General features: G+C 68.4%; 11 protein-coding genes and 3 pseudogenes. 5 read left to right on the top strand and 9 right to left on the bottom strand.

The features are described from left to right. Positions 1–186: 186 nt before the first annotated feature. The 3 genes from RIdsm_RS17420 to RIdsm_RS17410 all read right to left on the bottom strand — a co-directional run bounded on the left by RIdsm_RS17420 (position 187) and on the right by RIdsm_RS17410 (position 4,739). Entirely contained in the window at positions 187–2,211 is a 2,025-nt protein-coding gene (locus tag RIdsm_RS17420; RefSeq protein WP_057816900.1) for a capsular polysaccharide biosynthesis protein, read from the bottom strand. Then, positions 2,211–3,356, bottom strand: a complete 1,146-nt coding sequence (locus RIdsm_RS17415; protein ID WP_074940427.1) for a polysaccharide biosynthesis/export family protein — start codon at positions 3,354–3,356, stop codon at positions 2,211–2,213. Before RIdsm_RS17415 ends, RIdsm_RS17420 begins: the two co-directional genes overlap by 1 nt. A 96-nt stretch (positions 3,357–3,452) precedes the next feature. After that, complete coding sequence (locus RIdsm_RS17410) at positions 3,453–4,739, bottom strand: capsule biosynthesis protein (protein ID WP_138178976.1); 1,287 nt, start codon at positions 4,737–4,739, stop codon at positions 3,453–3,455. A gap of 143 nt (positions 4,740–4,882) precedes the next feature. Between RIdsm_RS17410 and RIdsm_RS17405 the strand changes: the two genes are divergently transcribed. The 5 genes and pseudogenes from RIdsm_RS17405 to RIdsm_RS17385 all read left to right on the top strand — a co-directional run. After that, on the top strand, positions 4,883–5,476 hold the full coding sequence (locus tag RIdsm_RS17405; protein WP_057816897.1) for a riboflavin synthase: 594 nt from the start codon (positions 4,883–4,885) through the stop codon (positions 5,474–5,476). Between the two features lie 76 nt (positions 5,477–5,552). Continuing rightward, positions 5,553–5,696: pseudogene (locus tag RIdsm_RS17400) on the top strand (riboflavin synthase); the annotation flags it as partial. 31 nt (positions 5,697–5,727) lie between these two features. Then, entirely contained in the window at positions 5,728–5,916 is a 189-nt protein-coding gene (locus tag RIdsm_RS17395) for a riboflavin synthase family protein (RefSeq protein WP_057816884.1), read from the top strand. 76 nt (positions 5,917–5,992) lie between these two features. Then, positions 5,993–6,136 (top strand): annotated as a pseudogene (locus tag RIdsm_RS17390) (riboflavin synthase); the annotation flags it as partial. Between the two features lie 76 nt (positions 6,137–6,212). Beyond that, positions 6,213–6,356, top strand: a pseudogene (locus RIdsm_RS17385) (riboflavin synthase); the annotation flags it as partial. 1,250 nt (positions 6,357–7,606) lie between these two features. Here RIdsm_RS17385 and RIdsm_RS17380 read toward each other — a convergent pair. The 6 genes from RIdsm_RS17380 to RIdsm_RS17355 form a co-directional block, all read right to left on the bottom strand. Continuing rightward, entirely contained in the window at positions 7,607–8,653 is a 1,047-nt protein-coding gene (locus RIdsm_RS17380) for a phosphatase PAP2 family protein (RefSeq protein ID WP_057816879.1), read from the bottom strand. Between the two features lie 213 nt (positions 8,654–8,866). Beyond that, on the bottom strand, positions 8,867–9,922 hold the full coding sequence (locus RIdsm_RS17375; protein WP_057816878.1) for a proline racemase family protein: 1,056 nt from the start codon (positions 9,920–9,922) through the stop codon (positions 8,867–8,869). Positions 9,923–9,996: 74 nt separating this feature from the next. Then, entirely contained in the window at positions 9,997–10,860 is an 864-nt protein-coding gene (locus RIdsm_RS17370) for a DUF2189 domain-containing protein (RefSeq protein ID WP_057816877.1), read from the bottom strand. Positions 10,861–11,037: 177 nt separating this feature from the next. After that, positions 11,038–11,694 (bottom strand): DUF3726 domain-containing protein, encoded by a 657-nt coding sequence (locus RIdsm_RS17365; RefSeq protein ID WP_057816876.1) that lies wholly within the window; start codon positions 11,692–11,694, stop codon positions 11,038–11,040. Continuing rightward, a complete protein-coding gene (locus RIdsm_RS17360; RefSeq protein WP_236553246.1) occupies positions 11,691–13,400 on the bottom strand; it encodes a hypothetical protein in 1,710 nt (569 codons plus the stop codon). The genes RIdsm_RS17365 and RIdsm_RS17360 overlap by 4 nt, the downstream gene beginning before the upstream one ends. Next, a complete protein-coding gene (locus tag RIdsm_RS17355) occupies positions 13,397–14,380 on the bottom strand; it encodes a membrane dipeptidase (protein WP_057816875.1) in 984 nt (327 codons plus the stop codon). The genes RIdsm_RS17360 and RIdsm_RS17355 overlap by 4 nt, the downstream gene beginning before the upstream one ends. Between the last annotated feature and the right edge of the window lie 31 nt (positions 14,381–14,411).

The raw sequence follows: 14,411 nt of genomic DNA, 5'->3' as shown, positions 1-14,411 counted from the left end.
AGCCGCGCATCGTCGGGCCGTGGTGCGGCGATCCGACGGGCGTGAGGGGCAGTTTATGCCTGCCAAGTATATCCATCATTCGCGCGTGGTGCCTGCGTCTGCCAAATCGCCGTGCCGTGGGGCGGCCCGGCGATGCGCGGCGGGCTGAAGCCCTTGATTCCGCGCTGGGGCTTTTGGGACCGTTCGCTACCGCCACCACCCCGCGTAGGACGCAAACACCCCTTGCAGTTTTGCCAGCGCCCGGTTGGCGCGGGAGGGGCGGGGGATGGTGCCGGAGGCCAGCCGGTCGGCGACCACCTCGATCGGGCAGGGGAGGTCGGTCACCGGGTCGTGGTAGCGGGGGTAGTCGATGAGGGTGGCGTGGGCGAGGCCTTCGATGGTGGGGCGGGCGGCGCGGCGGGCGGGGATGCGGCCGAGGTCGCGGGTGAGGCCCCAGCCGGCGTAGAACGGCGCGCCGGTGGTGGTGACCTTGACGCCGCGCAGGAGGGCTTCGAAGCCCATGAGAGAAGTCATCGTCCAGACCTCGTCGACGCGGTCGAGCAGGTCGGCGGGGTTGGTGCAGGGGAGCACCATGTCGGCGAGGTTATCGAGTGCTTCGGGGGGGATTTGGCCGGTGCGCAGGCCGGCTTCGACATCCGGATGGGGTTTGTAGAGGATCACCGCGTCGGGGTTTTCGGCGCGGGTTTTTTCCAGCAGGGCGAGGTTGGTGTTGATGGCGCCGGCGCCGAGCTTGATGGAGGCGTCATCCTCGACCTGGCCGGGCACGAGGATGAGGTGGCCCTGGGGCAGGGCGGGGGCGGTGTCGCCGAGGTTGTACTTGCTGAGGCGTTGTTTGGTCAGGGTCTTGATGAGGGCTTCGGCGCGGGCCTGTTGATCGGGGCGGAGCTCGGCGCGGGACGCGATGAGGCGTTCGAGGCGGCTTTCCTTCGACGGATCATAGTAGATGCCGAGGTCGTCGCAGACGAGCGACAGGGGCGGGATGAGGTCGGCGCCGAGGCCGCGGGAGCGCAGGAAGCCGTCTTCGATGCGGATTGCGCCCTCGGGGGCGACCTCCGGTTTCGAGGCCCAGACCATCGCCGGGCGGGGGCCTGCGGGCAGGGTGTCGGCGGCGAAACGGAGGGCCTCGTAGCGGCCGAAGAATTTCTGCAGGGGCCGGCGTTTCCAGAGCCGCATGGCGTAGGCGGCCCAGCCGTGGCGGTCTTCGCGCCACGCGCGGGTCTGGGCTTCGAGGGCTGAAATGGCGTCTTCCAACGTGCCGAGCCGGTCGCGGTAGGGGTCGTACCAGACGGGGTAGAGGATCATCGTCGCGGCGAAGAGCTGGGCCTTGGAGAGGCGGCGGCCGCGGCGGGGGAGGGTGAGCGGGTGGCGGTCGTCGGTGAGGTCCCAGCCGGCGTAGAAGGGCTGGCCGAAGACCTGGGGGCGGTGGCCGGCGAAGATGGACTCGAAGCCGAGTTGGGAGGAGACGGTATAGACCGCGATGGCGCCGTCGAGCAGCGCCCACGGGCTGACCGGGTCGGTGAAGAGGCGGATGCGGTCATTCTCGTCGGTGCCGGAGAAATAGCCCTCGCGGTGGCCCTGGTTGGTTTCCGGGTGGGTCTTGATGAGGATGCGGGCGCCGGGGTGTTCCTCCTGCGCGTAGTAGAGCATTTCGCGGAAGGTGTTGGCGTCGGCATTGCCATGGGTGACGCTGGCGTCGCCCCTGGTCTGGTCGATGACGAGGACGTAGCCCGGATCGGGGGCGTGGGTTTCGGCGTCGAAGGCGGTGTACTTGGAAAGATGCGCCTCGTGGATGCGGGCGATGGCGCCGCGGGCGCGGTCCATCAGGACGGTGTCGTCGAGCGGGTGGGTGGCCAGCAGGGTTTCGAGGTCGGTGGGGGTGTTGGGATTGAAGTGGACGCCCTGCGTGTCGATGGCGAGGCCTAGGGGCGGCTCGCCGTCGCGGCCCGGGAAGAGGGAGCGGAGGAAGATGTCTTCCACCCGGATGAGGCCGGCGCCGGTGGCTTCGGCGACCTTCTCGCCGCGGGAGGCGTAGGGGGAGTGGCCCCAGACGGCGACGAGGTCGTCCGCGGTGGGCTTGCCGAGGCGAAGGGGGTAGCCGGCGAGTTCCATGATCCGGCGCGTGCGGCGCTGGCGGAAGAAACCGGCGTTGAAATAGAAAACCCGCCGGTCACCTGCGTGGCCGGCGGGTTTCTCGTCGTTCTCTGGGTGCATTAATTCCCGCCGAGCGTGTCGACCGCCGTCGCGACCGAACCGATCGTGCCGAGCGAGCCGGTCAGGGCCGAGATCACCTTGCTCCATTGAGCGAAGGGCGCTTCGGTCACGTAGATCGTGTCGTCGTCGCGCACCGCGAAGTCGCGGGCCATGAACATGCCGTTGGGGCGGGTCAGGTCGAGCACGTAGACCATGCGCTGGGCGCCGATCAGGTCGTTGCGGCCAAGCACCATGTTGGCGATGTCGGCGGGTTCGTTGCGCAGGATGAAGACGCCCGTGGGGTCGGCGCTGGACGATTGCAGGCCGCCCACCTGGGCGATGGCCTCGACCGCGGAAAGGGTCGGGCTGTCGAAGGGCAGGCGGGCCTGGGCGCCGGTGGCGCCGAGCGCGGTGAAGGCGCGGGTGTCTTCCTCGACGAGGATCCGGTCGCCGCCGCGCAGGGCGATGTCGAACTCGGGGTGCTTGAAGAGATCCTGGAACCAGACTTTCGAGCGCTGGTCGCCGCGGATGACGGTGATCTGGGCGACTTCCGGCTCGATCACCACGCCGCCGGCGGCGGCGAGCATGGTCGAGAGCGTGCGGGTGGGCCGTTCGATCGGGTAGACGCCCTGGGCGCCGACGGAGCCCACCAGCGAGACGGTCGCGCCGTCACCGGCGAGGCGGCGCACCTCGACCTGGGGGTCGGGGGTCTGGACGTCGAGTTTCTGGGTGATGATCCGGCGGATGGCCTCGGGCGTGTTGCCCGCGGCGCGGATGCGGCCGGCATAGGGAATGAAGATGAAGCCGGCGCCGTCGACCTGCACTTCGTCGAGCACGGCGGCGGAGACGCCCTCGTTGACGAGCAGGCCGTCTTCGACGTTTTCCCACACGGTGATGCCGAGCGTGTCGCCCGGGCGGATCGTGTCGGAACCGACGAGGCCGGCGCGCTTGAATTCTTCGGTGAAGCCAAGGGCGGGCTGGACGGCGGTGGCGCGGGTGACGCGGTCATTCACGGAAACGACGAAGGCGTCGCCTTGTCGTTGCACGGAGCCGGCGTAGATTTCGCGCTTGGTGGGACCGACGCGCGGCAGGCCACAGGACGCGACCATCGCCACAACGAGAGTCAGGGCGACAGACTTCGCCCAGCGGGTTGAACGGGTTTTCACTGCTCGGTCTCCTCGACCTATTATTATTCTGCCTCAGGTTTTTCTTCCAAGGTAACGGAATCCGGAGGAAAAATCCAGCGCTAGAAGTTGTGCCGGTCAGGTAACGACCCGCAACTGTTGCCTCGGGGCCGCGGTTCCCGATTCAAGCGCTTCGTAGGGGTCTTCGGGGATGAGCATCATGTCGACGGCCTGCCGGAGCAGCTGGCGGCGGCCGGAGGCGGAGTAGAAACCGCCCGCGACCTGGCTGGTTTCGAGCAGGTAGCGGCGGTAATCGGCATAGGCCTTGCGGTCGGGGCGTTCGGCCAGCTGGAAGAAATCGCGCAGGGGCTTGGTGGAGACGAATTCGGGCTTGGCATAGACCGCGTCGCCGAAGGTCTTGAGGGGGATGCCGCGCCAGAGCACCTGCTGGGCGGCGGTGGAATTGACGGTGACGGCGCTGCGGGCCTCGTCGAGGAGCTGGGCGAGCTTGCCGCCGCGGACGAAATGCACGCGGTCGTGGATGCCGTATTCGCGCGCCAGGCGGCGGAGTTCGCGGCGGATGGGCACGCGGCCGTCTTCGAGCGGGTGGGCCTTGACGACAAGGTGGTGGTGTTGGGGGGCGCCCTGCGCGAAGGCCTCGACCACGGTTTCGAGGAACTCGGTCATGGTCGAGAAGGGGGAGTGCGACTGGAACGAGGAATCGTGTTCGAGCTGCAGGAGCGCGAGGTGATAGGGGAAGCCGCCATAGCGGATGCGCAGGGTGGCGATGCGGCGTTCGACCGCTTGCGCCGGCATCAGCACCAGGCGCTTGAGGTAGAGCGCGAATTCCTGCCGGACGGTCATGGCGCGGTGGGGCCGGAACTTGCGGTAGCCGTGGTTCAGCAGCATCACGCAGCCGTGGTACGTGGCCCCGTAGAAGATGTGCTGGCGCATGTCGCCCCAGCTGGCCGGGGGGAGGGCGGTGTCCATGTCGGAGTTTTCCAGCGCCTTGCGCATATGCGGGACGCTCATCTCCATCAGGCGGGAATTGCCGTTGGTGCCGCCGCGCTCGTAGGTCACCCAGTAGGGGCGCATGTAGCCTTCCTCGAAGACATGCACGGTGAGCCCGAGGTCCTTGGCCGCCGCGACGGCCTCGGCGTGGATGGGGCGCATGTCGCCGTAGAGGACGAGGTCGGTGACGCCCTTCTCGGCGACGATGGCGCGGAAGCGGTCGGGCCAGTCGTCGACCGAGCCGGTATAGGGGATGTAGCTTTTGCCGTCTCTCCAGAAGGCGCGGTCGCCCGCGTTGAAGCCGACGCGCCAGACAGCCGCGCCGGTGCGCCGGATCATCCGGCCCAGCTTGGAGAAGAACGGCCCATGAGGCCCTTGCAGAAACAGGAAGACCCGTTCGTTGCCCGAAACCATGCTAATATCAAATCCACTTGCTCGTTTTCCCTGCCTATACAGGTTAAGTTGGGCGAAATTAAGTCGTTGCGGGGTGCGCGGCCTTGTCCGCCGGGCCGGCGGGCGGTAGGTGCAGGCGCAACGACAGCCAGAGGAGAGGGCGCATGTTCACGGGTATCATCACGGATGTGGGCGAGGTTCGCCAGACCGAGAAGCGCGGCGACCTGCGCGCGCGGATCGGCACGCGCTACGACATGGCCCGCGTCGACATGGGCGCCTCGATCTGTTGCGACGGGGTGTGCCTGACGGTGGTCGGCAAGGGCGATGGCTGGTTCGACGTGGATATCTCGGCCGAGACGGTGTCGAAGACCAACCTCGACACCTGGGCCGAGGGCAAGCGGGTGAACCTGGAGCGCGCCCTGAAGGTGGGCGACGAGCTGGGCGGGCATATCGTGTCGGGTCATGTCGACGGGCTCGCCGAGGTGGTGGGCCTGCGCGACGAGGGCGACAGCACGCGGGTGACGCTGCGCGCGCCCGAGGGGCTGGAGCGGTTCATCGCGCCGAAGGGCTCGGTGGCGCTGAACGGCACATCCTTGACGGTGAACGAGGTGGAGGGCCGGGAGTTCGGCATCAACTTCATCCCGCATACCAAGGAGGTGACGACCTGGGGCGATGTGCGTGTCGGCGACCGGGTGAACCTCGAGATCGACACGCTGGCGCGCTACGTGGCGCGGTTGCAGGAGGTCGTGGCCGGGTGAGGCCTTTCGACCGGGGTCGGGTTGGTGCCGGGTTGGGGCCGGGCTGAAGCCCGGCCTACGGGCGGTGTCTGGAGGCGGTCGGGGGTTCGGTATCAACGTCATGCCGCATACCAGGGAGGTGAGGGCCTGGGGCGATGTGCGTGTCGGCGACCGGGTGGATCTTGAGTGTGATACGCTGGCGCGCTACGTGGCGCGGTTGCAGGAGGTCGTGGCCGGGTGAGGCCTTTTGACCGGGGTTGGATGGGTGCTGCGTGGGTGCCGGGCTGAAGCCCGGCCTACGGGCGGTGTCTGGGATCGGTCGGGGGTTCGGTATCAACGTCATGCCGCATACCAGGGAGGTGACTACCTGGGTCGATGTGAGTGTCGGCGACCGGGTGAACCTCGAGGGCGACACGATGGGGCGCTACGTGGCGCGGTTGCAGGAGGTCGTGGCGGGGTGAGGCCTTTTGACCGGGGTCGGATGGGTGCTGCGTGGGTGCCGGGCTGAAGCCCGGCCTACGTGCGGTGTCTGGGATCGGCCGGGGATTCGGTATCAACGCCATGCCGCATACCAGGGAGGTGACGATCTGGGGCGATGTGAGTGTCGGCGACCGGGTGAACCTCGAGGGCGACACGATGGCACGATACGTGGCGCGGTTGCAGCAGGTCGTGGCGGGGTGAGGCCTTTTGACCGGGGTTGGATGGGTGCTGCGTGGGTGCCGGGCTGAAGCCCGGCCTACGGGCGGTGTCTGGGGTCGGCCGGGGGTTCGGTATCAACGCCATGCCGCATACCAGGGAGGTGACGATCTGGGGCGATGTGCGTGTCGGCGACCGGGGGAACCTCGAGATCGACACGCTGGCGCGCTACGTGGCGCGATTGCAGGAGGTCGTGGCGGGGTGAGGCCTTTTGACCGGGGTCGGATGTGTGCTGCGCGGGTGCCGGGCTGAAGCCCGGCCTACAGGTGGTGTTTCGGGTAGGCCGGGCTTCAGCCCGGCACGGACGCCGCAGGCGGAGGCGCGCGGCAGGCGGCGGGTGATGGGGCTGCGGGGCAGGGACAGGGCGACTGAGCCCGCGGGTGCAGGAATTCGGCCGAAGCTTGCCTATGGCGGGCAGTGGGGCCCGGGGCCGGGCGGGATGCGCCCGGGTCGTGCTATGATGTGAGGGGTCGGGGCGCTTTCGTGGAGAGGGCGGGCGCATGGTCCCGAGATGGCTTTTCATTCTGGCTGGTGTGGTGGTGGCGTCGGGTGCCGTGGCGCAGGAGGCGCCGTGCGAGCATGCCGCGTGCCGGGCCTCGCCCGCGTTCGGGGCGGCGTGCCGGGTGTACCTCGATGCCGCCGATGGCGATGTGACCCTGCATCGCAGTGTGCTGGGCGGCCGCGTGGGCGGGGTCAGCCGGGCGGTGCCGGAGGGGTGTTACCGGGCCGATCGGGTCTATGGCCTGCAGGGGTGGCGGTTCAACACGCGGGGCGGGCACAAGATCCGGCATGTGAAGTTTCTGCAGCGGGTCGGGTCGCTGAGCTTTGCGCTGGCCGATCACGACGGGGACGATTTCGCGGACGGGTTCGTATGGCTGGTGCCGCTGCCCGACGGGACGGTGTTACGCCATGTAAGGGCGGAGTGCACCGGGGCCTGTCGGCTTGAGCTTGCGCCAAAGGCGGCAGGGGAGGTGGTGGTCCTTGCCGGGTTCGACATCCGGCGGGCCGAGAATGACGGGCATGTGCGGCGTTTCGCGGTGGGGCCGGTGATCGGCACCGCGACCGCGCCGGAGATGCGGGTGGATTTCCGGGATGACGATTTCGCGTACAGCGTCGAGCTGCAATATGCCTATCTGCCGCCCGGGGCGGTGGCGGGCACGGGGGATGTGGCGCAATCCTATGCGCGTGACGATGGCGGGTTTGGCACGGCGGTGGTGCGCAACCCCTCCTTCCCCGACCCGGCGCTGAGGGCCGAGACGGGCGAGGGTGACCTGGTGTTGCAGTTCTTCGCCTTCGCGTTCGGCAATGGTGGGCATTTCCTCGAGGATATCGGGGTCGAGCGGCGGATGGGCGAAAACGAGGCGTGGTTCCAGGACAACCAGGGGCGGGGCGAGCGGCGCCACCCGGATGACCCGTTCGACTGGCGGGCGGGGTTCGTGCGCCTGCGCCAGGGCCTCAGGCGAAGGCGCGCACCAGCCGCCGGGCGATGGCCCAGCAGGCCAGCGAGAGCGCGATCGAGAGATAGCCGTCGATGGCGTAGTGCCAGCCCAGCTGGACCGAGCCCATCAGGATCAGCGTGGCGAACCCCACCATCATCCAGCCGATGACCCGCGAGACGGTGAAGGCGTAGATCGTCATCGTCACGGTCGAGGCGACATGCATGCTGGGCATGGCGGAGATGCCCTTGAGCGGGCCGTCGTTCATGTAGCCGTGGAGCAGCATCTCCTGCACGTCGAGGGCCCAGACCGGGCTGATCTCGTTGAAGCCGCGAAGCGTGTCCATCAGCGGCGTGAAGTCGGGGCCATAGCCGAAGGCCGCGTAATAGACCGGGCCGACGGAGGCGAAGAGCGTGGCGAGGATGTTGCCGCCGATCGTCCAGCAGAGCAGGTCGGAGACGAGGTAGGTGCGGTGCTTGTCGTGGCGCGAGACGTTGAAGCAGGCGACGAAGATCATGAAATAGGCCAGCATCAGCCAGAGGTGATAGGCCGCGTTGATCGCGGTGGTGATGGCCGGTGTGCCGGTGAGCCGGAAGAGAAGCTGCCAGGGGTCGGTGCCGCCGTGCAGCGTGCGGTCGAGCCAAGCGAAATAGGGATCCCAGGAGAACGGGTTGATGTGGGGGATCAGGTCCTTGCCGACGGTGAAGCTTCCGGCGAAGAGGCACATGGCGAGAAAGGCGAAGGCGCCGGTGAACATCCGGTCGCGGTCGAGCAGGATCTCGCGGAGGTCGTTGGCGAACCAGGCGGTGGGCCGTTTGGGGCGGACCACGGCGACCATCCAGCCGAATCGCCAGAAGAGCAGGATCACCAGGAAGAGCGGCACCTGCACCTGAAGCAGGCTGATCAGCGTCGAGGCGGTGCCCGAGCCGAACGGGTAGCCGAGGATCAGGCAGGCGGCGTAGACGCCGAGGAAATGCAGCGCCACCAGCCCGATCAGAAGCCGGTTGCGCCAGAGCGCCGGGCCGATGGCCGATCTGCCGGCCAGGATATCCGTCTGCATGGTCATTGCGCCACCCTCATGACTGCCTCGGGTCGGGGTATGATGGGGGAAATGGGCTTTGGGTCGACGGGATTTGGCCAATTTCGGGGCGGTGGGGCCGTTTTCTTCGAAGAAAACGGACCGGAAAATTCGAATTTTCCGGGGCGCTCCGGCGGTGTGGGGGACGTTTTCTTTAAAAGAAAACGGTCCGAAATCTTTTGAAGATTTCGGCGGCGGCCGTCAGGCCCAGATGTCGCCGATCGTGTAGCCGCGGGGGAACGGGTCGGTGGGGTCGAGGAGGTGGTTGGAGGTGCCGGTGATCCAGCCCTGGCCCGAGAGGGTGGGGATGATGGCGGGGTGGCCGGCGAGGGTCGTGGTTTCCTCGATGCGGCCGGTGAAGGTGGTGCCGAGGGGTCCTTCGGTGATGAAATCCTCGCCCGGGGCCAGCTGGCCGCGGGCGTGCAGCGCCGCCATGCGGGCGCAGAGGCCGGTGCCGCAGGGCGAGCGGTCGAGCACGCCGGGGAGCGCGTGGGGGCGGGCCGGGTCGAAGCCGCCCGACGAGACGGTGACGGCCTGGCGGGCCTGGGTGCCCGGCGTGGTGGGCGCGCCGGTGAGGTTGGTGATGGTGGGGCCGGTGATGGCGGGGTTCTCCGGGTGGGAGACGGGAAGCTGGTCGCGGGCGGCGGCGAGGATGCGTTCGGCGGTGCGGACGATCTCGGCGCCGTTTTCCGCGTCGAGGCCGATGCCGAGGGCGTCGGCATCGGCCAGCACGTAGAACATGCCGCCCCAGGCGATGTCGACGGGGATGCGGCCGAGGTCGGGCACGTCGAGGGGCGCGTCGAGATGCAGGGCGAAGGCCGGGACGTTGCGGAAGGTGACGTGGGTGACCTTGCCGTCATGGCAATCGGCGCGGACGCGGATGAGGCCGGCGGGGGCCTCGAGCGTGAGCTCGGTGACGGGTTCGGTCATGGGCAGGATGCCGGTTTCCAGCAGCACGGTGGTGACGCAGATGGTGTTGGAGCCGGACATGGGCGGGTATTCCGTCTGCTCCATGATGATGAAGCCGGCATCGGCCTCCGGGTGGCAGGGCGGCACGAGGAGGTTGCAGCAGAGGGCGGGCTGGCCGCGGGGTTCGCGGAGCATCAGGAGGCGCAGGTCGTCGGCATGGGCCGAGAGGTGCTGCATCTGCTCGAAGACGGTGGCGCCGGGCAGGGGCGGGGCGCCCGAGGTGATGACGCGGCCGGGCTCGCCCTCGGCATGGGCCTCGACGGCGGTGATCATTTTCGTGGCGCGCATGGCGGCCTCCCCTTCGGTTCGAAGGGGAGGCTAGGGTGCGGGGCCGGAAAGGGGAAGGGGCCCCGGCGTGCCGGTCAGGTGTCGGCGGGGACGGCCGCGCGGTAGAGGTACCAGGTTGCGTGGCCCAGCACCGGCAGGACGACGATCAGCCCGAGGAAGAAGGGGATCGTGCCGATCACCATCAGGGCCGCGACGAGCGCCCCCCAGAGGCCCACGGTCACCGGGTTTTCGCGGGCGACCTGCAGCGAGGTGGCGACGGCGATGGGCACGCCGGTGTGCTTGTCGATCAGCATCGGCAGGGAAATCAGGCTGATGACCAGCACGAGGGCGGCGAAGACGAAGCCCACGGCCATGCCGATGACGATCATCGTCCACCCCGCCGTGGTGGTGAAGACGGCGGTGAGGAAGGCCGAGGCGGAGGCGGGCGGTTCGGGGCCGAGGGTCCAGCCGTAGATCTGGAGGGCGGTGAGCATCCAGACCGCGAAGATCGCAAGCAGGTAGAGCGCCATCGCCAGCACCGGCCCGATGTTGCGGGCCTGCAGGACGGTGAGGGCGGTGCCCCAGTGGACGTTGTCCTGCGTCTCGGCCTTGCGGCTCATCTGGTAGAGGCCGATGGCGGCGACCGGCCCGAGCAGCAGGAAGCCCGCCGCCATCGGGAAGATCATCGGCAGAAGCGCCTCGTGGAAGGCCATCACCGACAGGGCGAGGCCGATGGCGGGGTAGATCAGCACGAGGAACATCACGTCGCTTCGGAAGCGCGAGAAATCTGCGAAGCCCGCGCGGAGGGCTGCGCGGATGTCGGCGGTGGTGAGGATGTTGGTTTCGGGGATTTCTGTCAGTTCGCTGCCGAGGGCCTCGGCGGCGCTGCCCATGGCGCGGCCTGTGCCGGAGGCGCCCTGGGCGAGCCATGTGAGGGGATTTCCGATTGTCTTGACCATATTCGACCTCCCGATCGGGTGCCGGAACGGTCTTGACCCGTCCCGGACGGGTGTCGGCGGCGCCGGTGTGCGCGGCCCGCCTTTCATGAGGACGTAGTGGGGAAGTGTCGCACGTTTCGGCGATTCGGGCGAGAGGTGTCACCGAAACGTGACAGGCGGACGTGACAGGGCGCGGTGTCAGTCGTTGTCGGAGAGGCCCGCGCCGGCCCCCGCCGCGCGGCTTTGCGGGGTGCCCGGCGCATAGGTGCGATGGGCGAAGGCGGCGAGGGTCTGGGCGGTGTCGGCGGGGATGTCGCCGCGGTAGACGCGGGTGACGGGCTGGCCGGTGGCGGCGGCCTGTGCCGGGCCGATGGTGACGGTGTCGGCGCGGAAGACCGTGAGGGCCGTGGGGTCGGAGATGTCGGCGTGGCAGGGGCCGTCGGCGACGGTGACCCGAAGGCCGGGCCAGCGGATTTCGAGCGTCGCGCCGGTCGCCCTGGCGGCCCAGGCGACGTAGGGAATGAGCAGGATGGGCCGCGCGACGTTGATCAGCGTGACGGTGCGGCCCGAGGCGAGGTCTTCGGCGCGGTCGAGCAGCGCGGCGCCGGCGGCGGAGGGGCAGAGGCGCCCGTCGCGGGCGGCCCATGTGTCGGTGTCGGTATGGGGGCGGACGGCCTCCCAGGTGACGCCGTCCTGTGTGAGGAGCAGCTCGGCCAGGGCCGAGGCCCCCGGCCAGCCCGCGGCGCAGAGCCAGCGCGTGGCCTTGCCGGTTTCCTCGGCCGGGCCCCAATCCATCCCGCCGCCGCGCGCGGCCTTGCGGGCGAGCGCCTCGATCTCGTTCAGCGACCAGGTCATTCCCCGGCCTCGGGGAGGCGGGGGAGTGTCCAGTCATCGGCGGCGCTGGCGGAGAGTTCCTCGGGGAAGGGGGCGTATTGAAACATGTTGATCCGCACCCAGCGGTCGGAGCGGGGGTCGAAATGGCAGGCGCCGAAGAAGCTGAGCTTCATGCGGAGCATGTCGATGGGCATGACCGAGGCGTCGATGGTGTTGTCGCGGATCTCGGCATAGGGCAGGCGGGCGGCGATCTGGGCGCGGCGGGCGATGTGCCGGTGTTCGGGGTGTTTCAGCAGGAATTCGGCCACGGTCGGCGCGTCGGAGACGGCGAGGGCCGCGTGCATGCGGGCGGCGTCGCGCCCGGGGCAGAGGGGCTGTTCATAGGGCGCGAGGGGCTCGTCGTGGCGTTCGCCCATGCGGGGTTCGAGCTTTTCCTCGGAGGTATACCAGACGCGCGCCTGGGCGTCTTTCGCGCTCCAGTCGATGGCGAGGGCCCAGTCGTAGACGTCTTCGATGATGGCGCGCAGCTCGGCGAGGGGCATGGCGCCGTCGATGCGCCAGCTGTCCTGTTCGTCGGCGCTCATGGTCGGGCCGAGATCGTCGACCAGGTCGCCATAGGGTTCGAGCAGCACCGACACGAGCTGTTCCTGCCCTTCGAGCGAGAGCGTGTCCTCGGCCCAGAGCCAGAGGCGGTTCCACGGGGAAGGCCCGGCCAGGTCGGCGGTTTCGAGATGGGCCATCAGCGTGTTCATGTCATCGCGCAGGTCCTGCAGCTTTTCGAGCTGGGCCGGGTGCTGGGACCGCCAGCCATGGGCGTGGAGCCGGGCGCGGGCCGCGGTGGTGCGGATGGCGGCGATCTTGTCGGGGGTGGCGGTGGGCAGGGCGCGGACGCGGCGGAGCGCCTCTTCGCGGGCCGCGATCCAGTTGTTGAGGAGCGCCGGGTGGGTGATGAGGAAGGGCGCCATTCCAAGGCCGGTGGAATTGCCGATGCCGAAGCGGCGGCGCAGGGCCGGGTCGAGCGCGAGGGCGGTGTCGGGGGCGCGCATCCGGGCCATGTGCTCGACAAGGTCCATGACGAAGGCGCGGGTGAGGTAGACCGAGAGCATCTCGACCTGGAAGGGCACGTGGCATTCGGGGCGGTCGGCGATGTATTCGCGGTCGGCGGCGCCGAACTTGCCCGAGCCGTAGACGGCGGTGGTGCGCATGAGGTAGCCGATCTCGGCGACTTTTTGCGCATCGGGCTGTTTTCCGGCGGCGAGGCGGTCGACCACGTAATCCCACAGGCGCACCGAGCGGTTGGCGCGGGAGAGCGACAGCTCGCGGTCGGAGACGCGGCCGGCTTCCTGCTTGGGGACGTTTTCGGCAAGCCTTGCGATATCGTCTTCGGTGGGGATGCCGTCGAAAAGGGTGAAGGTGGCGTCCCATTCGGTGGCGATCACCCGGTCGGAGCGCCGGGCGGCCGGCAGATCATGGGCGAAGGCGACGAGGGAATAGCTGCGTTCGGGGCCGTGGGCCACGTAAACGGCGTGGCCTACGCCGTTGGCATCTATGTTGAAAACCCGTTCTTCGAAGCGCCATTTCTCGGCCTTCAGGCGGCGGAGAAGCTGGCGCATGAAAGACAGGCGCGTCTGGTGGAACGCGCCGAGGCGGGCCAGCCTCATCACCCTTTCGGGCGGGCGGCATGTGATGTCGGATGCGTCGACCTCGGCCATCAGCACGTCTTTCATTCGGCTTTGGCCCCGAAATTGAGGTCGAAGAAACGCAGCCAGTTCTCCCCGAGGAGCGCCGCCACTTCGCTGTCGTCAAAGCCCTTTTTGCGTAGTCCTGATTCGATAGTAGCGAAATCGCGGTTGTCGCGGAACCATTGCGGTTGCGGGGGGAAGCCGGGGGCGGCGGACGAGCCCTCGCCATAGTCGATTTCCTTCGACCAGCGGCCCACGCGCATCCACTCGACGACGCTGTCGGGCTGGTCCTGGCAGAGGTCGGAGCCGATGCCGAAATGGGCGACACCGAAGCTGTCGGCGGCGTCGGCGACCATGGCGCAGAAGCTGTCGAGGGTGCAGTCGGACTTGTCTTTCAGGTGATGGGGGTAGAGCGAGAAGCCCATCATGCCGCCGTTCGCGGTGACGGCGCGGATCACGTCGTCGCGCTTGTTGCGAAGCGCCGGCTGCCAGCGGTGCGGGTTGGCGTGGGTTATGGCGATCGGGCGTTCGGAGAGCTCGGCGGCCTCGATGGTGGAGCGGTCGGCGGAATGGCTCATGTCGATGACGAGGCCGACGCGGTTCATTTCCTTGATGACCTGCTTGCCCATGCGGGTGATGCCGGTGTCTTCGGCTTCGTAGCAGCCTGTCGCGAGGAGGGACTGGTTGTTGTAGGTGAGCTGCATGAACCGGGCGCCGAGGGTGTGGACGATCTCGACGAGGCCGATATCGTCTTCGATGGGCGAGGGGTTCTGGAAGCCGAAGAAGATGGCGGTGCGATCCGTTTCGCGGGCAAGGCGGACGTCATCGCCGGTGCGGCCGTGGAAGATGAGCTCGGGGAATTGCTCGAACCAGCGGTTCCATCGTTCGATGTTGAGCACGGTTTCACGGAAATTCTCGTGATAGGCGATGGTGACATGAACGGCGTCGACGCCCCCTTCGCGCATCTGGCGGAAGATCTTCTCGGACCAGTTGGCGTATTGCAGGCAATCGATGCGGTGGGTCATTGGGGCCTCCGGCGTGTGGCGGTGTGGCTGG

The sequence above is a fragment of the Roseovarius indicus genome, assembly GCF_008728195.1.
GTDB classification, from domain to species: domain Bacteria; phylum Pseudomonadota; class Alphaproteobacteria; order Rhodobacterales; family Rhodobacteraceae; genus Roseovarius; species Roseovarius indicus.
This window is presented reverse-complemented; position numbering and strand designations above follow the sequence as displayed.

Excerpts from the sequence above, each read along its gene's own strand:
- RIdsm_RS17420 (WP_057816900.1), bottom strand. The coding sequence starts at position 2,211 with ATGCACCCAGAGAACGACGAGAAACCCGCCGGCCACGCAGGTGACCGG.
- RIdsm_RS17380 (WP_057816879.1), bottom strand. The coding sequence starts at position 8,653 with ATGACCATGCAGACGGATATCCTGGCCGGCAGATCGGCCATCGGCCCG.
- RIdsm_RS17405 (WP_057816897.1), top strand. The coding sequence starts at position 4,883 with ATGTTCACGGGTATCATCACGGATGTGGGCGAGGTTCGCCAGACCGAG.
- RIdsm_RS17365 (WP_057816876.1), bottom strand. The coding sequence starts at position 11,694 with ATGACCTGGTCGCTGAACGAGATCGAGGCGCTCGCCCGCAAGGCCGCG.
- RIdsm_RS17410 (WP_138178976.1), bottom strand. The coding sequence starts at position 4,739 with ATGGTTTCGGGCAACGAACGGGTCTTCCTGTTTCTGCAAGGGCCTCAT.
- RIdsm_RS17375 (WP_057816878.1), bottom strand. The coding sequence starts at position 9,922 with ATGCGCGCCACGAAAATGATCACCGCCGTCGAGGCCCATGCCGAGGGC.
- RIdsm_RS17370 (WP_057816877.1), bottom strand. The coding sequence starts at position 10,860 with ATGGTCAAGACAATCGGAAATCCCCTCACATGGCTCGCCCAGGGCGCC.
- RIdsm_RS17355 (WP_057816875.1), bottom strand. The coding sequence starts at position 14,380 with ATGACCCACCGCATCGATTGCCTGCAATACGCCAACTGGTCCGAGAAG.
- RIdsm_RS17360 (WP_236553246.1), bottom strand. The coding sequence starts at position 13,400 with ATGAAAGACGTGCTGATGGCCGAGGTCGACGCATCCGACATCACATGC.